Origin of the sequence: Streptomyces sp. NPDC000134, assembly GCF_042899225.1 — a bacterium.
In the GTDB taxonomy this organism is placed as follows: Bacteria; Actinomycetota; Actinomycetes; order Streptomycetales; family Streptomycetaceae; genus Streptomyces.
The window spans coordinates 102824-121328 of the sequence record NZ_JBIAZN010000019.1 but is presented as its reverse complement, the minus strand read 5'-3'; the positions used below and the strand labels follow the sequence as shown (position 1 = coordinate 121328).

Annotated in this window: 16 protein-coding genes and 1 pseudogene; 13 read left to right on the top strand and 4 right to left on the bottom strand. The window is 73.6% G+C overall.

Annotated features, from left to right (window positions below; all coding sequences use genetic code 11):
* The first annotated feature begins 100 nt into the window (after nucleotides 1-100).
* The 6 genes and pseudogenes from ACFY32_RS26250 (at nucleotide 101) to ACFY32_RS26225 (ending at nucleotide 6985) form a co-directional block, all read left to right on the top strand.
* A complete protein-coding gene (locus tag ACFY32_RS26250) occupies nucleotides 101-799 on the top strand; it encodes a response regulator transcription factor (protein ID WP_359202690.1) in 699 nt (232 codons plus the stop codon).
* The gene (locus ACFY32_RS26245; RefSeq protein WP_390675407.1) at nucleotides 796-2232 is read left to right on the top strand and encodes a sensor histidine kinase; all 1437 of its coding nucleotides are present in this window, start codon (nucleotides 796-798) and stop codon (nucleotides 2230-2232) included. The genes ACFY32_RS26250 and ACFY32_RS26245 overlap by 4 nt, the downstream gene beginning before the upstream one ends.
* A gap of 248 nt (nucleotides 2233-2480) precedes the next feature.
* Complete coding sequence (fabG, locus tag ACFY32_RS26240; RefSeq protein WP_359202696.1) at nucleotides 2481-3227, top strand: 3-oxoacyl-ACP reductase FabG; 747 nt, start codon at nucleotides 2481-2483, stop codon at nucleotides 3225-3227.
* A gap of 38 nt (nucleotides 3228-3265) precedes the next feature.
* Nucleotides 3266-3511: pseudogene (locus tag ACFY32_RS26235) on the top strand (acyl carrier protein); the annotation flags it as partial.
* A gap of 67 nt (nucleotides 3512-3578) precedes the next feature.
* Entirely contained in the window at nucleotides 3579-5990 is a 2412-nt protein-coding gene (locus ACFY32_RS26230; protein WP_390675427.1) for a hypothetical protein, read from the top strand.
* On the top strand, nucleotides 5987-6985 hold the full coding sequence (locus ACFY32_RS26225; protein ID WP_390675406.1) for a beta-ketoacyl-ACP synthase 3: 999 nt from the start codon (nucleotides 5987-5989) through the stop codon (nucleotides 6983-6985). Before ACFY32_RS26230 ends, ACFY32_RS26225 begins: the two co-directional genes overlap by 4 nt.
* 51 nt (nucleotides 6986-7036) lie before the next feature.
* Here ACFY32_RS26225 and msrB read toward each other — a convergent pair whose 3' ends face one another.
* From msrB to ACFY32_RS26205, 4 genes are all read right to left on the bottom strand, one after another.
* Nucleotides 7037-7450 (bottom strand): peptide-methionine (R)-S-oxide reductase MsrB, encoded by a 414-nt coding sequence (gene msrB / locus ACFY32_RS26220; RefSeq protein WP_359202708.1) that lies wholly within the window; start codon nucleotides 7448-7450, stop codon nucleotides 7037-7039.
* A gap of 6 nt (nucleotides 7451-7456) precedes the next feature.
* Nucleotides 7457-8854 (bottom strand): UDP-N-acetylmuramate--L-alanine ligase, encoded by a 1398-nt coding sequence (gene murC / locus ACFY32_RS26215; protein ID WP_390675405.1) that lies wholly within the window; start codon nucleotides 8852-8854, stop codon nucleotides 7457-7459.
* 155 nt (nucleotides 8855-9009) lie between these two features.
* Nucleotides 9010-9483 (bottom strand): indole-3-glycerol phosphate synthase, encoded by a 474-nt coding sequence (locus ACFY32_RS26210; protein ID WP_359202714.1) that lies wholly within the window; start codon nucleotides 9481-9483, stop codon nucleotides 9010-9012.
* A gap of 200 nt (nucleotides 9484-9683) precedes the next feature.
* Nucleotides 9684-10463, bottom strand: a complete 780-nt coding sequence (locus ACFY32_RS26205; RefSeq protein ID WP_390675404.1) for a pyrimidine reductase family protein — start codon at nucleotides 10461-10463, stop codon at nucleotides 9684-9686.
* Between the two features lie 37 nt (nucleotides 10464-10500).
* Between ACFY32_RS26205 and zapE the strand changes: the two genes are divergently transcribed.
* From zapE to ACFY32_RS26170, 7 genes are all read left to right on the top strand, one after another.
* On the top strand, nucleotides 10501-11625 hold the full coding sequence (gene zapE / locus ACFY32_RS26200) for a cell division protein ZapE (protein WP_390675403.1): 1125 nt from the start codon (nucleotides 10501-10503) through the stop codon (nucleotides 11623-11625).
* 158 nt (nucleotides 11626-11783) lie between these two features.
* The gene (locus tag ACFY32_RS26195) at nucleotides 11784-12185 is read left to right on the top strand and encodes a hypothetical protein (protein WP_359202722.1); all 402 of its coding nucleotides are present in this window, start codon (nucleotides 11784-11786) and stop codon (nucleotides 12183-12185) included.
* Nucleotides 12186-12263: 78 nt separating this feature from the next.
* Nucleotides 12264-12845 carry a carbonic anhydrase gene (locus ACFY32_RS26190; RefSeq protein ID WP_359202724.1) on the top strand — a complete coding sequence of 194 codons (582 nt, stop codon included), beginning with the start codon at nucleotides 12264-12266 and terminating at the stop codon, nucleotides 12843-12845.
* Nucleotides 12846-12853: 8 nt separating this feature from the next.
* Complete coding sequence (locus ACFY32_RS26185; protein ID WP_390675402.1) at nucleotides 12854-14419, top strand: SulP family inorganic anion transporter; 1566 nt, start codon at nucleotides 12854-12856, stop codon at nucleotides 14417-14419.
* A gap of 186 nt (nucleotides 14420-14605) precedes the next feature.
* Entirely contained in the window at nucleotides 14606-15997 is a 1392-nt protein-coding gene (locus tag ACFY32_RS26180) for an alkaline phosphatase PhoX (protein WP_359202730.1), read from the top strand.
* A 30-nt stretch (nucleotides 15998-16027) separates the two neighbouring features.
* Nucleotides 16028-17551: an FAD-dependent oxidoreductase gene (locus ACFY32_RS26175; RefSeq protein ID WP_359202733.1), complete on the top strand. Its 1524-nt coding sequence runs from the start codon at nucleotides 16028-16030 to the stop codon at nucleotides 17549-17551.
* Nucleotides 17552-17637: 86 nt separating this feature from the next.
* Nucleotides 17638-18489 (top strand): polysaccharide deacetylase family protein, encoded by an 852-nt coding sequence (locus ACFY32_RS26170; RefSeq protein WP_359202736.1) that lies wholly within the window; start codon nucleotides 17638-17640, stop codon nucleotides 18487-18489.
* Nucleotides 18490-18505: the final 16 nt, after the last annotated feature.

The window sequence follows — 18505 nt, the reverse complement described above, 5'->3', positions numbered from 1 at the left end:
CCTGTCGTCTTCTTGTCGGCGAGCTGTCGGGCACCTGTCGATCGCGATCGGCGGTGCCCGGGGGGTCGGCGCCGGGGGGCGGGTGGCGCAATATGAGCGGGTGGACAAAGTACGACTCCTCGTCGTGGACGACGATCCGCCCATCGCCGATCTGGTCGCCACGGTCGCCCGGTACGAGGGCTGGGAGGCGGTCACCGCGAACTCCGGCGGGGACGCGCTGCGCACGGCCGCCTGGTTCCGGCCGGACATCGTGGTGCTCGACCTGATGCTGCCGGACATCGACGGCTTCGGCGTCCTGGACGAGCTGCGCCGCTCGGGGACGATGGTGCCGGTGGTGTTCCTCACCGCCCGCGACCAGGTGGCCGACCGGGTCGCGGGGCTGACCCGGGGCGGCGACGACTACCTGGTCAAGCCGTTCGCGGTGGAGGAGCTGATGGCGCGGCTGCGGACCGTGCTGCGGCGCAGCGCCGGGCCCGGCTTCGCCCGCTCGGTGCTGCGGGTCGGGGACCTGACGATGGACGAGGACACCCGCGAGGTGCGGCGCGGCGGGACGCTGATCGCCCTCACCCCGACCGAGTACGAGGTGCTGCGCTATCTGATGCGCAAGTCGCCGACCGTGCTGACCAAGGCGCAGATACTGGACCACGTCTGGGAGTACGGCTTCGGCGGCCGGTCCAACGTGGTCGAACTGGTCGTCAGCCGGCTGCGCCGCAAGCTCGACGACGCCGGGGACGGCGAGGAGCCGCTGATCCACACCGTGCGCGGCTTCGGGTACGCGCTGCGGCGGGCCGCCCCGTGATACGGCGGCTGTGGCGGGCCTGGCGCGGGCTGCACCTGGGCACCCGGCTCACCCTCGGCCTCGGGGTGCTGTCGCTGGCGGTGTTCGCGGTGGTCGGCACGGCGCTGACCACGTACATGCGCGAATACCTCCAGGCGCGGCTGGTCGACCAGATGAGACTGGTGCAGGTGGTGCAGTCCGAGGACGCGGCGACCCACGGCACGGTCGAACGGCAGCCGTACTACGGCTGGTACACGGCCGTGTACGACGTCTCCGGCGACTTCGCCGATCTGCGCCGGCCCGCCGACGTGCCGGCGGACAGCCGGGCGCTGACCGACCTGGCCCAGGCGATGACCCGCTCCGACGGCGACCTGACCCGGACCGTGCGGATCGACGGCCACGGGCCCTACCTGCTGCGGGCCTGCGAGGTGGAGCCCGGGGTGGTGCTGGTGAGCGCGGCGCCGCTGGGGGACGTCGAGAACACCATGGACCGGCTGATCGCCGTGCAGGTGGTCGCCTTCGGCCTGGCGCTGCTGGCGCTGGTGGTGTGCGGGCGGCGGATGCTGCGGCGGGGGCTGCGCCCGCTGAGCGAGATGGCGCGCACCGCGCACGGCATCTCCTCGCACGACCTGACCGAGTCCGCGGCCCAACTGCCGCTGCGCGCCGACGGCCGGGCCGGCGGGCGCGAGGTGGAGGAGCTGCGCACCGCGTTCAACGCGATGCTGGAGCACATCGACGACTCCCTCGCGGTGCGCGCCGAGGCGGAGCGGCGGCTGCGCCGGTTCGTCGCCGACGCCTCGCACGAACTGCGCACCCCGCTGATGTCCGTACGGGGTTACGCCGACCTCTTCCAGTACGCCGCCGCCAACGAGCCCGGGGAACGGGAGCGGCACCTGGCCAGGCTGCGGGCCGAGGCGGCGCGGATGGGGGTGCTCCTGGACGACCTGCTGCTGCTCGCCCAACTGGACGCCGCCGAGGTCGAGGCGCCGCTGCGGCGCGAGGACACCGACCTGGCGGAGCTGGTGCGGCAGGCGGCCGACGCGTTCCGCGCCTCCCACCCGGGGCGTTCGCTGACGGTGCGGACGGGGCCCGAGGCGCCGAGGCTGCCGCTGGACCCGCAGCGCATCAGGCAGGTGCTGGACAACCTGCTCACCAACGCGGCCGTGCACACCCCGCCGGGCACGTCGGTGTCGGTGGCCGTCACGGCCGGGGCGGACACCGCCGAGGTGCGGGTCGCCGACACGGGGCCGGGCGTGCCGGCCGCCGACCGGGACCGGATCTTCGACCGCTTCTACCGGGTCGACAAGGCCCGCAGCCGCGACCGCGGCGGCAGCGGGCTGGGCCTGGCCGTCGCCCGCTCCCTCGTCGAGGCGCACGGCGGCACGGTGACGCTGGGCGGCGCGCCGGGCGCCACGGTGTTCACGGTGACGCTGCCGCTGCGCGCGGCCCGGTGAGGGCCGGCGGGGCCCCCCGCGGCAGCTCCGCCGCGTGACCGACCGGCCGCTCCCCCTTCCCTGGGCGTCGCCGAACCGCCGCCGGGGACGCTGCCGGTCGCCCGGGGCCGTACTCCGCCCGGACGGCCACCGGCCCCCGCCGTCCGGGCCGTTCAACGCGTTCACACACCTGCCGTCACCGCACCGCATACGGGACTCGGCGCCGGGCACCCCTGCGGACAAGTACGGCGACATCCGAGGAGCCGCACATGCCGGGCAAGACAGCACCAGGTCGGCCGTCCGCACCCGCAGGACCACGTTCGGCGCTCGTGACCGGCGGGAACCGCGGCATCGGGCTGGCGTGTGCGCACGCACTCGCACGGGCCGGCCGACGCGTCGCGGTCACCTACCGGGACGCCGATCCCCGCGCCGGTCTCCTGGCCGTCCGGTGCGACGTCACCGACGACGAGTCCGTGGAACGCGCGGTCGAGGCGGTGACGGCGGCACACGGGGGTCCCGAGATCGTCGTGGTGAACGCGGGGGTGCTGAGCGAATCGGTGGTGAACGCGACGAGCCGCAGCACCTGGGACACGGTCATCGAGACGAACCTCACGGCCGCGTTCCGCGTGGTGCAGGCCGCGGTCAGCGGCATGCTGCGGGCGCACTGGGGACGTGTCGTCCTGGTCTCCTCGATCGTGGGGTTCACCGGGTCGGCGGGACAGACGGCCTACAGCGCGTCCAAGGCCGCCCTGGTCGGTCTCGCCCGCTCCCTGTCCTGGGAGCTGGGTCCGCACGGCATCACGGTCAACGTGGTCGCACCGGGGCTCATCGACACCCGCATGACGGACGACCTCGACCAGGAACGACGCGCACAACTGGTGAGCATGACGCCTCTGGGCCGGCAGGGCGCACCCGAGGAAGTGGCGGAAGCCGTCCGCTTCCTCGCCGGGGAGGAGGCTTCCTACATCACCGGGGCGGTCGTCCCGGTGAGCGGTGGCCTCGGTATGGGCGTATGACGACGCGACAGTGAGAACACGAGCGAAGGAGAAGACGCATGGGCTCCGAGAACGCACCGCACGAGCTTTTCGGCGACAAGGAGAAGACGGCCGAGGTACTCACGTCGATCATGTCCGACCTGCTCGGGCGCACGGTCGACGACGTGCAGCGGGACACCAACCTCCAGACCGAGGTCGGTCTGGACTCGATCCACGGTGTCGAGCTCTACAACCGCGTCGCCCGGAACTACGGGGTGGCCGCGAGCACCGAGGACCTGGAAGCCGTGGAGACCTTCGGGGAACTGGTCGACCTCGTCTCGTCCTCGCCTTCGAACACCTCGCAGGGCCGGGCTCCGGCCAGGAGGGACCGGTGTGAGAACCACGCCTCCGGCGCCGCAGCTCGTGGTCGCGGCCGTCGGTTCCCACGAACGCCTGGAGCGGGCCGTCACCTCGGCGGTCCGCTGGGCGACGGGAACGGCCACGCCGGCCGCGGAGCGACCGCGGCTCGACGAACCGACCGCGAGGCGCGCCCGGCGCGCGGCCGCCGTGCTGCGTCCCCTCCTCGCCCGCTCCGCGGTCCGCGTCGTGCGTGCCGCCGCCCTCGCCGACCTGGCGCGGGAACTGGGTGAGCGGCCGGGCACCGACGGCGCCGGGGGGCAGCCGGTGCAGCGACGACTGGTCGTCGTCCTGGCCGGTGACGGTGGACGCGAGGAGTTCGCTCCCGTACTGGAGGAGGAGATCACCCGGGTCCTCTCCGCCCTGCCCGCACAGGTGCGGCCGGAGGGATTCTTCTACGACGTACTCGTCTACACCGCCGAGATGCCCGACCACGGATACGTGACGGGGCGTTACCGGTACCGGAAGGTCCCGGCGGAGACCGGTGTCTGGTCCGCCGACATCGTCTCGGCGCTGGCGGACTTCGCCCGGATACGGCTGCGCCCCGGCAGCGGGCCGACCGAACCGAAAGTACCCAAGGCGCTGGCCCGCGCGCTGCACTCGTTCCTGACCGCCCGCGCCGGTGCCGAGTGGGGGTTCGGCAGTTACCCCGGCAGTGTCACCGCCCGGTTCGTCAGCGATCTGGAGGAACTCGCGGCGACCACCGGGAACCCGGTCCTCCGGTCCCCCGACGAACACGGGCTGGCCAGCGGGTCGATGGCCCGGTGGATTCTCGACAGGGCTCCGTTCGTGATCTGCGCGACAAGCGGCATGGTCGACGAACTGCGCGGCACACTGGCCAACCTCGTGTACGCCGGGGCACGGGGCTTCCTGTTGTTCGCCGACGTCAGGGGCGGGTGGTTCCCGTTCCAGGGGACCGTCCACGAACACGAGAACTCCGACGACGTGTTCGCCGCACGGGGGCTGCCGGTCGTCCACCTGCACAGCGCCGGCGGGCTGCGGCAGGACCTGGCGCGAGCCTTCGAGGAGTACGACCGCGGTACGGGACCCGTCGTGCTGATGGTGACTCCGGCCGTCCTCGCCTACGAGGACGAGGGTTTCGAGGTCCCGTTCCCCGCTGCCCGGCGCAGGCCGGCGGCGCGGGCGCGCTCCCGTGCCCGGATCACGGCACGCCGCGACCACGCGGCCGAGGTGCTCTCCCTGATCAATGACGGCCCCTCCCGGCTGCTGTGGCAGTGCGGCGGCCTGACCGCGGGCGAGTCCGACCTCTGCCACGAACTGGCGCGGCGGTGCGGGGCCGCGCTGTGCGACTCCCTGACCAGGCCGGGCACCGTGGCCAGGTACCGCGACGGAGAAGTCGTCCCCGCGTACCTGGGATCACTGGGCAAGTACGGATACTCGGCGTCCGTCTACAACTACCTGCACGACGCCACAGGTCTGCGTCCCAAGGAGGATCAGTGTGTCTTCTTCCTGCCGAGCAGGCTGGAGGAGGCCGTCACGCCTTTCACGGCACCCGTCCTGGCCGAGCGCCTGCGCACCGTGCAGGTGAGCCGGAACCCCCGCCATCTCGCGCCCTTCGTGACCCACCCCCTGGAAGCCGAACTCGAACCGTTTCTGCGATGGCTCGCCGGTCGGGTTTCCGTCGGGACCGACCTGCTGGAGACGCGCCGCGCCGCGATCGAGGAGGCACGCGCAACTGCCCACGCGGACGAGGGGCTCCGGGTCTTCCCGATGGGAGCCGAGTTCTTCTTCCACCGGTTGAACGACATCGTCGAGCACCTGATCACCTCGGTGGGTTACACGTACACCAGTGTGGTCGACGTGGGAAGGGCAGGGGCGTCCGCGGTCCGTAACCTCGCACGCACCGGGCCCGGCTTCTCCGGCTGGTACGGACGCTCGCTCATGGGCGACGCCCTCTCCGCGGTCCCGGCGATCGCGACGAGCCGGCCGGGCAACGTCATGGCCTTCGTCGGCGACGCGGCGTGGATGCTGGTCCCGGACGTCATTCCCACGCTGGTCCGCCAGTTGTGCATCGACAAGGTGCGCATGCGCGGCAACCTGAGCCTGTTCCGGCTGATCAACGGGGCGCATTCGCTGATCAACACCTGGGCGGAGACGCGTCGCCACACGTCACCCAACAGCAACACGATGGTCCTCACCCTCCTCCAGGAGGAGGGTGAGCGGCGCTACGGGCCGGTCACGGTCCGCCACCGCCTCATCCGGGACATCGACGACCTGCGGAAGGCCGATCTGCCCGCACGTCTGCGGCAGCCCGAGACGATCGACGTGTACTCGGTCGTCCTGGCCCACGACAACGCGGGGGACGGTCTGAGCCTCGACACCGAGAACGACTGGCGGCACGGCACACGGGAGGTGCCACTGTGGTGAACCGATATCCCTGGCCGAAGCCCCGCGGCCGGGCCGGCGAGATGACCGGGCTGGGCGTCTACCGGCCGCGGCGCGTGGTGGAGAACGCGGAGATAGCGGCACGCTTCGGCATCGACGACGAATGGATCGTCTCCCGTACGGGTGTGCGCCGCCGACGCCACGCCGCGGCGGACGAGACGCTCGTGCACATGGGGAGCGAGGCAGCTCGCGCCGCCCTGGCACAGGCCGGTCTCGCCGCCTCCGAGGTGGACTTCCTGCTCCTGGCCACCATGACGAACACCCGGCAGGTACCCGCCCTGGCGCCCTTGGTGGCCCGGCGGATCGGGGCGGATCACGCCGGCGCCAGCGATCTGCAGGCGGCCTGCGCCGGATTCGTCTACGGACTCGCCCACGCCAGCGGCCTGATCGCCGCCGGCAGCGCGACCCACGTACTCGTCGTGGCCACCGAGCGCCTCACCGACATCACCGACCCGCTGGACCGCGACACCGCGGTGATCCTCGCCGACGGCGCGGGCGCGGCGGTGGTGAGCGCCTGCGAGGAGCCGGGCTTCAGCCCCGTGGTGTGGGGCGCGGACGGCGCCGCGGAGGAGTCCTTCGTCCTGGTGCCCGCGCCGCCCGAGCGCAACCCGACCGGCTCGCAGCAGTTCGTCCGCATGCACGGCAGGGACCTCGCCCGCCGGTTCGGGCCGCTGATGCCGGAAGTGGCCCGCAAGGTCATGACCGCCGCGCAGATGACCTGGGAAGACCTGGACGCCCTCGTACCGCACCAGGCCAATCTGCGCTTCATCCGCGAATGGCGGCTGGCCCTCGAACTGCCCGACCGTGTCGCCCTCGCCACGAGCATCACGGAGGACGGCAACACCTCGGCGGCTTCCATTCCCCTCGCCCTCGACAGCCTGATGGCCGCGAAAGCGGTGCGTCCGGGCGATCGGGCTCTGCTGCTCGGCTTCGGAGTGGGCATCACCTGGGCCGGTCTGGTCGCCCGCCTCCCGTGACGGTCGCACGGCCGAGGCGGGGCGGGCCGCCACGGCCCGCGCCGGACCCGCTCAGCCCGCGTCCTCGGCGGGCGTCAGCCGCAGCGAGACGGAGTTGATGCAGTACCGCTGGTCGGTGGGGGTCGGGTAGCCCTCGCCCGCGAAGACGTGACCGAGGTGGGACCCGCAGCGCGCGCACCGGACCTCGGTGCGGACCATGCCGTGGGAGCGGTCCTCGATCAGCTCGACCGCGTCGGTGTCCTTCGGGTCGAAGAACGACGGCCAGCCGCAGTGCGACTCGAACTTCGTGTCCGAGGTGAACAGCTCGGCGCCGCAGGCCCGGCAGGAGTAGACGCCCCGGGTCTTGGTGTCGGTGTACTCACCGGTGAACGCGGGCTCCGTGCCGGCCTGGCGCAGGACGGCGTACTCGGCCGGGGACAGCTCCGCGCGCCACTGCTCGTCCGGCTTCTCGACGGCGTACGACATGAGACTTCAGCCCCTTTGCTTCGGCAGACGGTCCAGGATGAGCGGGCCGAGGTCGGTGACATCGCCCGCGCCCATGGTGAGAACGAGATCACCGGGCCGTGCCATTCCCGCCACCGCCGCCGGCACCTCGGCCTTGTCGGACAGCGGCGTGACCTCGGCGCCGGCCGCGCGGGCCGCCTCCACGATCAGGTCGCTGGTGACGCCGGGGATCGGGTCCTCGCGGGCCGGGTAGATGTCGAGGACCACGGAGGCGTCCGCGAGGGCGAGGGCCCGGCCCATCTCCTTGCCCAGTTCCTGGGTGCGGGAGAACAGGTGCGGCTGGAAGACGACGAGGATGCGGGCCTGGCCGGCCGCCGCGCGCATCGCCTCCAGGTCGGCGGTCATCTCGGTGGGGTGGTGGGCGTAGGAGTCGATCACCTGGACGCCGGCCGCCTCGCCCTTGAGCTGGAGCCGCCGCTTCACGCCGGTGTAGGCGGCGAGCGCGGGGGCCAGGTCGGCGGCGGGGACGCCGAGCGCGGCGCCGGCGGCGAGGGCGGCGACGGCGTTGGAGGCGTAGTGCCGGCCGGGCACGGAGACGGTGAAGGAGAGTTCGGTGCCGTCCAGCAGGACGGTGACCTCGCTGCGCAGGCCCCGCGCGGTCACGGACAGGATGCGCACGTCGGCGTCGGCCGCCTCCCCGTACGTCACCGTGCGCACCGATCCGGCGAGCCGCCGGGTCAGCTCCCGGGCGCCCTCGTGGTCGGCGGAGATCACCAGGGTGCCGCCGGGCACGATCCGGGCCGCGAACGTCTCGAAGGACTCGTAGATCTCGTCCATGGACGCGTAGTTGGCGTGGTGGTCGAGTTCCACGTTGAGGACGATCGCGACCTCGGGGGCGTACTTGTGGAAGCTGCGGTCGGACTCGTCGGCCTCGGCGACGAAGATCTCGCCGGTGCCGTGCAGGGCGTTGGAGCCGGGCGCGTCCAGGTCGCCGCCGATGGCGTACGACGGGTCCAGGCCCAGCTCGGCCAGGCAGACCGCCAGCATCGAGGTGGTCGTGGTCTTGCCGTGGGTGCCGGCCACCGCGATCGGGCGCAGGCCGTCCATCAGGGCGGCGAGGGCGTCGGAGCGGTGGACGACCGGGACGCCCAGTTCGGCGGCGCGGGCCAGCTCCGGGTTGTCCGCGCGGATCGCGGAGGAGACCACCACGCAGCTCGCGTCGTCGGCGAGGTGCTCGGCGGCGTGCCCGATGTGCACGGTGGCGCCGAGCGCGCGCAGGGCCTCGGCGGTCGCGGAGTCCTTCGCGTCGCTGCCGGCCACCTTGGCCCCGCGCTGCGCGAGGATCTTGGCGATCCCCGACATTCCGGCGCCGCCGATGCCGATGAAGTGCGGTCGGTCCATGGCGGTGGGGAGGCCGGGTGCCATGTTGTCTCCCTGTGCGTGCGGGTCGGTACGTGCGGGTCTGCGGCGGTCAGCCTATGCGGTGCGGGGGGCGGGGGCCGACCTCGGCCGGGGTGCGCGCGTGCCCCGGCCGGCCGTGCGGGTTCCCCGCGCCCCGGACGGCGTCGTCCCGCCCTCCCTCACGCCTTGCTGTGCGAGAACAGCTTGAGCACCGGGACGCCGACCTTGTGCCGGGCCCGGGAGGCCCAGTCGCGGTGGAAGAACTCCTCCACGTAGTGCGGGTCGGTCAGGACGATCACCTCGTCGGCGCCGCACTCGGCGACCAGGGACTTCAGCTCGTCCAGCGGGTGGTCCTCGACCAGCCTGCCCTCCGCCCGGTGCCCCGCCGCGTGCAGGGCGGTGAGGGAGACCTCCAGGGCGCGCTGGCCGACGGTCAGCGCCTCTTCGCCCTCGGGGGTCTCGCCCTCGCGGACGGCCTCGTCCAGTTCGCCGAGGGCGACGTCGTCGATGGCCCGCAGCAGGCGGTCGGCCTGGTCGCCGCGGGGCTGGAGCAGCACCTGGAAGGAGACCGGCTCGTCCCCGTGCAAGGTGGTGACGAACTCCACGTCGGCGGACGTCAGGGCCTTCTCGATCATCAAAACGCTTGTGAACACCAGGCGCCCCTTCTCCTTCGAGGGGCCCTTTTCGGCCCCACCCTCCGTGAGCCGCTACCCGGCCCTGCGGAAACCATCCTGCCCCGTGACCGTACGGGAACCGCCGGAACCAGTGTGCCCCTCGCGGAGCAAGCGGAACGGCAGATTCCGTCGTTTTCCGGGGAGCCGCGGCGGCGGGTCCGGCCGCGGTCCGGCCGCGGTCAGTCCCGCTGGTACCGGCTGAAGAGAAAACCTTCCTCCTCCAGCAGGGACGTCAGGGCGAACCGGCGCGGCACCGCCATCGCGGGACCTCCGGCGATCCGCTGCGCGTCACCCGCGGTGAGCATCGGCGAGACGGTCAGGCACAGCTCGTCCAGGACGCCCGCCGCGACGAACTGCCCGAGCAGCTTCGGCCCGCCCTCGGTGAGCAGCCGGGTGTGCCCGAGGCCGGCCAGGGCGCGCACGGCACGGGCGGGGTCGACGCCGGCGCCGTCCCCGGCGATCAGCACCCGGGCACCGGCCTTCTCGGCGGCGGCGATCCGGTCGGAGGGCGCGGCGGCGCCGGTGAGGATCAGCGTGGGGACCAGCGGCGAGGTGAACAGCGGCAGCGAGAAGTCCAGGTCCAGCCCGGCGCTGACCACCGCGATCACCGGCACCGGCCCCTGCCCGGCGGCCCGCCGCGGCTCCGCGAGCCCCTCGCGGGGGCGGGCCGGGCGGTAGCCCTCGGCGCGGACGGTCTCGGCGCCGACGACGATGGCGTCGGCCAGGGCCCGCAGGATGCCGAAGACGCGCATGTCGGCGGCGCTGGAGATGGGCTGGGAGCGGCCGTCGTGCTGGGCGGCACCGTCGAGGGTGGCGACCATGTTGGCCCGCAGCCACACCCCGGGGCCGTCGCCGCCGCCGCCCGGGTAGGCGTACGCGGCGGCCAGCTCGGTGAGAGTCCACTCCCGGTCGGAGTCCGGCGCTGCTGTCTGGTCGGTCACAGGGAACAGGCGTCGCATGCCGTGCAGTGTTCCACGGCATTTAGCATGGTGAACCGTGTCGTCTCCCTCCCCGGCCTCCGGCCCCGCCGCCTCCGGTTCCGCTCCGACCGCGGACACCGCCCCGCTGTCCCTGTGCGCCCGTGAGCCGCGCGTTCCCGCGGAGCGACTGGTGGCCGAGATGGTCCCGCCGCCGCGGTTCGACGCGGTCCGCTTCGGCACCTATGTCCCGGACCCGGCCCAGCCCAGCCAGCGCGAGGCCGTCCAGGTGCTGGAGGGCTTCGCGGCCGGACTTGGCGGGCGCCCGGCGGGCGGCGGTCGGCGCGGCCTGTTCGGGTTCGGCCGGAGCAGGGCGCCGAAGACGCCGGCGGGCCCGCGCGGCGTGTACCTCGACGGCGGGTACGGCGTCGGCAAGACCCACCTCCTGGCCTCCCTGTGGCACGCCACCGAGGCCGAGCCCTCCCGCAAGGCGTTCGGCACCTTCGTGGAGCTGACCAACCTGGTCGGCGCCCTCGGTTTCCAGCAGACCGTGCGGACCCTGTCCGGGCACGAGCTGCTGTGCATCGACGAGTTCGAGCTGGACGACCCGGGCGACACCGTGCTGGTCTCCACCCTGCTGAGCAGGCTGGTGGAGGCGGGCGTGGCGCTGGCCGCCACCTCCAACACGCTGCCCGGCAAGCTGGGCGAGGGCCGGTTCGCGGCGGCCGACTTCCTGCGGGAGATCCAGGGCCTGTCCGCCCACTTCCGCACCCTGCGCATCGACGGCGAGGACTACCGCCACCGGGGTCTGCCCGAGGCGCCCGCGCCGTTCACCGAGGAGCAGGTGACCGCGGCGGCGCAGGCGACCGCGGGGGCGTCCCTGGACTCGTTCGGCGCTCTGCTGGACCACCTGGCCCGGGTCCACCCGAGCCGTTACGGGGCGCTGACCGACGGCCTCGGGGCCGTGTGCCTGACCGGGGTGCGTCCGGTGCCGGACCAGTCGACGGCGCTGCGCCTGGTGGTGCTGGCGGACCGGCTGTACGACCGTGAGGTGCCGGTGCTGGCCTCCGGAGCGCCCTTCGACCAACTGTTCGGCGAGGACATGCTCAAGGGCGGCTACCGCAAGAAGTACTTCCGGGCGATATCCCGGCTCACCGCGCTGGCCCGGGACGGGGCCCGGCTGGTCGAACCGCCCCGCGACTGACCGGGTTCAAGCCAAGACCCCGCGCTTTTCAGGCGCTTCTCGCTTCGCAACACGGAGTTAACCCTGCAAAGACCTCCATCGGGTTAACGTACTTCTTGACCAACCATTGACCAAGTGTTGGTCTGCACCATAGGTACGAGAAGGGCGGGAGGGGGCGCATGTTCCGAGGTGCGACGGCCCGGACCGTGATCGCGTTCCTCGCCGCCGGTCTGCTCACCCTCTCCCTCTTCGCATCCGACGCTTCCTTCGCATCCGCGCACACCGGCCGTCAAGTCGTGGCCAATGCCGAGCCCGGGGTCCTTCCCCCCGGCACGGCTCCGCGCGGTGAGACCGTGCTCTGCCACGACGCCGGCCGGCCCGGCGACCCGACCGGTCCCGCGCGCACCCGCGACCGGCACCGCACCGCCGCCGCCCCGGGCCACGGGACGGCCGAGCGACCGCTGACCGGACGGCCCGTCCCGGCCGTCCCCGCATCCTCCGCGCCCGCCGCCGGGCACCCGCACCCGCCGAGACCCTCGGCGGACCGCACCCCGGCGGCCCTGCAGGTCTTCCGCTGCTGAGCGTCGCTCGGCTTGCACCCCCCACCTCTGTCCTGCTCATCCGACGCGCCCCCACCGCGCGCCAGGAGGAAAACCATCATGCAGCCCCTCATCGACCACGCCCGCACGTTCGGACAGCGCCCTGAGGAGTTCGCCAGGTACGCCGAAGGCCAGTCCCCCGACGTCCTGTTCATCACCTGCTCCGACTCGCGGGTCGTGCCCGCCCTGATCACCGGCGCCCGCCCCGGCCAGCTCTTCGAGCTGCGCACCGCGGGCAACGTCGTCCCGCCGTACACCGCCGACCGCCCCACCGGTGAGGCGGCCACCATCGAGTACGCCGTGCAGGTCCTCGGCGTCCAGGACATCGTGGTCTGCGGCCACTCGCACTGCGGCGCGGTCGGCGCCATGGTCCGCGGCGACGACCTGACCGCCGTACCGGCCGTGCGGGACTGGCTTTCGTACGGCGCCGAACCGCCGCCCTGCTCGGACCCCGCCGACCCGGCCGTCTCCGAGCCGGTGCAGAACCACGTGCTCGCCCAGTTGCTCCGGCTGCGCTCCTACCCGTGCGTGGAGCGCCGGCTCGCGGCGGGCGGGCTGCGGCTGCGCGGCTGGTACTACGAAGTGCACACCGGGACCGTGCGCGAGCACCGCGCGGGCACCGACTCCTTCGAGGTCCTGTGAGCCGCGCCATGACCGCCATAGCCAAGTACCCCCATCTGCGGCAGGACTTCGCCGCCTCCCTCGTCGTCTTCCTGGTCGCCCTGCCGTTGTGCGTGGGCATCGCCGTCGCCTCCGGGGTCCCGGCCGAGGTCGGCCTGGTCACCGGCATCGTGGGCGGCATCGTCACCGGCCTGATGCGCGGCAGCAGTCTCCAGGTCTCCGGCCCGGCCGCCGGACTGACCGTGCTGGTCTACGAGGCCGTCGACAGCTACGGGGTGCCCGCGCTCGGCGTGATCGTGCTGGCCACCGGGCTGCTCCAGGTGGCGATGGGCGCCCTGCGGCTGGGGCGCTGGTTCCGGGCCATCTCCCTGTCGGTGGTCGAGGGCATGCTCGCCGGTATCGGACTGGTCATCATCGCGGGCCAGTTGTACGCGGCGGCCGGCCTGGACGCACCCGCCTCCGGCCTCGACAAGATCCTCGGGCTGCCCGGCGCGGCCGCCGACGCGGTCGGCAGCACCGAGGCGCTGGCCTCGCTCGCGGTCGGCGCGGGCACCATCGCCGTGATGGTGCTGTGGAAGACGCTGCCGCCGCGGGCGCGGACCGAGCCGGGCGCGCTCGCCGCGGTCGTGCTGGCCACGCTCGCCGCGCTCGTCCTCGGGCTGCCGGTCGCCACCGTCGAGGTCAACGGCCTGCTGGACTCCGTGCAGATGCCCGGCGCCGACGCCTTCGGCGAACTGGCGGGCGTCGGCTTCCTCGGCACCATCGTCGCCTTCACCCTGATCGCCTCCGCCGAGAGCCTGTTCAGCGCCGCCGCGGTGGACCGGCTGCACGACGGCCCGCGCACCGAGTACGACAAGGAGCTGATGGCGCAGGGCGCGGGCAACACCGTGTGCGGTGTGCTCGGCGCGCTGCCGATGACCGCCGTCATCGTGCGCAGCTCCGCCAATGTCGCGGCGGGTGCCAGGACCAAGGCGTCCCGGGTCCTGCACGGCGTCTGGCTGCTGCTGTTCGCCGCGCTGCTGCCGTCCGCGCTGGCCCTGATCCCGCTGCCCGCGCTGGCCGGCGTGCTGGTCCACGCCGGCTGGAAGCTGATCCCGTTCCGCCAGCTCGTGGCGTTGTGGCGGGGGCACCGGGGCGAGGCGCTGATCCTCGTCGTCACGGCGGTGTCGATCGTCGCGGTCAACATGTTCGAGGGCGTGCTGATCGGGCTGGCCCTGTCGGTGGTCAAGACCGCCTGGGAGGCGTCGCACCTGCGGACGGAGGTCGTCGACAAGGGCGCCGGACCGGTCCAGGTGTACCTGGCGGGGAACGCCACCTTCCTGCGGCTGCCGAAGATCCTGGACAGCCTGGAGTCCCTGCCCGAGGACCGGCCCGTCGAGCTGGACCTGACCGGCTTGCAGCACCTGGACCACGCCTGCCGTACGGCGCTGGAGAACTGGGCCGAGCGGCACAGCGCCACCGGCCCGGTACCGGTGAAGGTCACGCAACCGGTGAAGGCCACGAAACCCGGCGGGGCCACGAAACCCGGCGGGTCCACGAAATCCGGCGGGGCCACGGAGGAGACGGTCACGGAACCGGCCGCACCGGCCCGGTAGCCCGCGCCCGCGAGGTGCCCGGTCCGGCGGCACGGCCCCGGACCGGGCACCGTCCGACCCCGGACCGGGCGCCGTCCGGAGCCGGGCGGGCGGACACGCGTGGACGCGTGCGTGGTTCCCGGCGGTCCGCGCGGGTGATAGACACGGCGGGGTCACAGTCCTGTCCGCCAGCAGGAAGGTTTCCCCATGTCCGTCTCCGAGCCCGTGCAAGAGCCCGCCTCCCGCCGCCAGGTCCTCGCCCGCTCCGGCGCCGTGGCCGCGGGCATCGCGTTCACCGGCGCCCTGGGCGAACTCTTCGCCGGCACCGCCGCCGCGCAGTCCCTCGGCCACCACGGTTACGGCCCCCTCGTCCCCGACCCCGACGGACTGCTCGACCTGCCCAGGGGCTTCCGCTACCGGGTGCTGTCCCGGGAGGGCGAGGCGCTGCGCTCCGGCGAGGGTCCGGTCCCCTCCAACCACGACGGCATGGCCGCCTTCCCCGCCGGACGGGGCCGTGTCCACCTGGTCCGCAACCACGAGAACCGGGTCGGCGGCCGCATCCGCGTGCCCGCCGTCGAGGGCCTCACCTACGACCCGGCCGGCAAGGGCGGCTGTACCGCCCTCACCCTGGACTCCCACGACCGGGTGCTCGCCGAGCGGGTCGCCATCGCCGGTACGGCCGTCAACTGCGCGGGCGGGCCCACCCCGTGGCACACCTGGCTGACCTGCGAGGAGACCGAGGACAGAGCCGGCACCAACGGCTACACCAAGGACCACGGCTTCATCTTCGAGGTCGACCCGGCCGACCCGCACCGCACCGGCGCCGTGCCGCTGACCGCCATGGGCCGCTTCGCGCACGAGGCGATCGCCGTGGACCCCCGCCGGGGCGTGGTCTACGAGACCGAGGACGCCTTCGAGCGGCCCTTCGGCCTCTTCTACCGGTTCCTGCCCGACAGGCCGCTCGGCGGCACCGGTTCGCTGCGCGCGGGCGGCCGGCTCCAGGCGATGCGCGTGCCCGGCGTACCCGACCTGTCCTCGATCCAGGAGACCGGCGCCGCCTTCGACGGCGTGGAGTGGGCCGACGTACCCGACCCGCTGGCCACCGGCACCCCGATCCGGCTCCAGGACTTCGGCGAGCGGGGCATCACCCACGCGCAGAAGCTGGAGGGCTGCTACTGGGGCGGGCGCAGCGTGTACTTCGTGTCGTCCTTCGCCCGCAGCGCCCAGGGCTCGGCGGCCGACCACTACGGGCAGATCTGGCGCTACGACCCCGAGCGGCGCCGCCTCACCCTGGTGATCGTCTTCGGCCCGGACACCGACGTACAGCTTCCCGGGGAGTCGCCGGACAACATCTGCCTGGCCCCCAGCGGCGGCCTGATGGTCTGTGAGGACGGCGACGGCGCCCAGCACGTCTACGGCGTCACCCGGCACGGCGAGGTCTACCCGATGGCCCGCAACGCGCAGAACATCGGCACCGCCGAGGAGCCGGCGTACGGCGAGTTCGCCGGCGTCACCTTCTCCCCCGACGGCGGGACGATGTACGTCAACTGCTACACCCCCGGGACCACCTTCGCGGTGACCGGCCCCTGGCGCCGGTGAAGCGCCGGTAAACGGGGTACCCGGTGCCGTATGACGGAGAACGCGCAGGTCAGCGGCTCGTACTGGCTTCAGACGGCACCGGGCGCACCCCGCCCCGCACTGACGGAGGACCTGGATGTCGACGTCGCCGTGATCGGCGGCGGCATCGCCGGGCTGTGCACGGCGTACGGGCTGGCCCGCGCCGGGCGCAGCGTGGCGGTGCTGGAGGCGGGGCGGATCGCGGCGAGCGTCACCGGCCACACCACCGCCAAGCTGACCGCCCTGCACAGCCTGGTCTACGCCAAGCTGCGCCGCACCCGGGGCCCGGAGGGCGCGAGGCTGTACGCCCGTTCGCAGACGGAGGCGATCGAGCACGCCGCCGCGCTGGTGGACGAACTGGGCATCGACTGCGAGTGGGAGACCCGCAGCGCGTACACCTACGTCGGTGACGCCAACCGGGTGGACGAGGTGCGGGCCGAGGCGGCGGCGGCCAAGGAGGCGGGGCTGCCGGCCGCGTTCGTGACGGAGACCGGGCTGCCGTTCCCGGTGGCCGGGGCGGTGCGGGTGACCGGGCAGGCGCAGTTCCATCCGCGCAAGTTCCTGCTGGCCCTCGCCGAGGACTTCGAGGCGCGCGGCGGGCGGATCTTCGAGCGGACCACCGTGCACGGCCTGGAGGAGGGCGAGCCGTGCCGGGTGAAGGCCGGGACGGGGGCGACGGTACGGGCCCGGGACGTCGTGGTCGCCACGCACTACCCCGTCTTCGACCGGGCACTGCTGTTCTCCCGCCTCTCCCCGCGCCGCGAACTGGTCGTGGCCGGGCCGATCGCCGCGGACCGCGAGGTCGACGGCATGTACATCACGCCGGACGAGGGCACCCGCTCGGTCCGCACCGCCCCGCTGGCCGGGGACTCCGGGCAGCGGCTGCTGATCGTCACCGGGGAGCACTTCACCCCCGGCACGGGCGACACCCGCGAGCGCTTCGACCGGCTGGGCGCCTGGACCGCCGAGCACTTCCCCGGCGTCGGGCTCACGCACTCCTGGGCCACGCAGGACATCGACCCCACCGACACCGTGCCCATGGTGGGCCCGCTGCACCCGGGCGCGCGGCACACCTACGTCGCCACCGGCTTCGGCGGCTGGGGCATGAGCGGCGGCCTCATGGCGGGCCGGCTGCTGACCGCGCAGATCACCGGCGAGGAGTGCGCCTGGAGCGGGCTGTACGACCCGCGCCGGCTGCGGACGCAGGTGCGCGAGGCCCCGCAGTTCCTGAAGACGCAGGCCGAGGTGGCCGGGCACTTCATCGGCGACCGCCTCAAGCCGGCCCCGCCGCTGGACGCGCTGCCGCCCGGCGAGGGCGCGGTCGTCCGGGTCGACGGCCACCGGGTCGCGGTCTACCGGGACGAGGACGGCGCCCTGCACGCGGTCTCGCCGCGCTGCACCCACCTGGGCTGCCTGGTCGGCTTCAACGCCGCCGAGCGCGCCTGGGAGTGCCCCTGCCACGGCTCCCGCTTCGACACCGACGGCAAGGTCGTCCAGGGCCCGGCGACGAAACCGCTGGAGCGCCGGGAGATCTGACCCCGGTCCGCCCGCCCGGGTGACCGTCCGGCCCGGTCACCCGGTCACGGGGCGAAACCCCACGTACACCCCCATACGTTCGTACGATGATCACTCTCGTACGACGTACGGTGGCCGTCGGTGTCCTCGGTGCCGCCGTCCTCACCGGCTGCGGCACCGCACACGCCCCGCAGGCACCCCGCCCGGCCTCCCCGGCCGTCTCGTCCTCGGCCGCGCCGTCCCGGCCGCCGACGCTGGCACCCGGTCCGGCAGGGCTCACGCCCGTCTTCACACACGGTCCGCGCGCCGGCGGGCGGACCGTGGCGCTGACCTTCGACGCCGACATGACCGCCGACCAGGGGCCCCGGGCGGCGGCGGGCGAGCGGTTCGACAACCCCGGGCTCGTCGCGGCGCTGCGCGAACTGGGGGTGCCCGCGACGGTGTTCATGACCGGCCGGTGGGCCGAGGAGTACCCGGGACAGGCCCGCGCGATCGGCCGGGACCCGCTGTTCGAGGTCGCCAACCACTCCTACAGCCACTACGCCTTCACCGGCGGCTGCTACGGCCTGCCGACCGTCGCCCGGGACCGGATGCGGGCGGACGTGGAACGGGCGTACGCGGCCTTCCGCGCGGCGGGGGTGCCGGAGCCGATGCCGTACTTCCGCTTCCCCGGCGGCTGCCACGACCGGGCGGCGCTGAAGGAGCTGACGGCCGCCGGGGTCACCGCCGTGCAGTGGGACGTGGTGGGCGGCGACGCCTTCGCGACCGACGCGGACGCCGTCGCCCGGCAGGTGCTGGACGGGGTCCGGCCGGGGTCCGTGGTCGTCCTGCACTGCACCCGCAGCGCCGCCCCGGCCACCGAGCGGGCGGTCCGGCGGATCGTCCCGGAACTGCGCCGCCAGGGCTACCGGTTCGTGAAGGTCTCCGAGCTGATCGGCGCGGCGAACGGCCGGCGCTGACCGCCGCGCGGCCGTC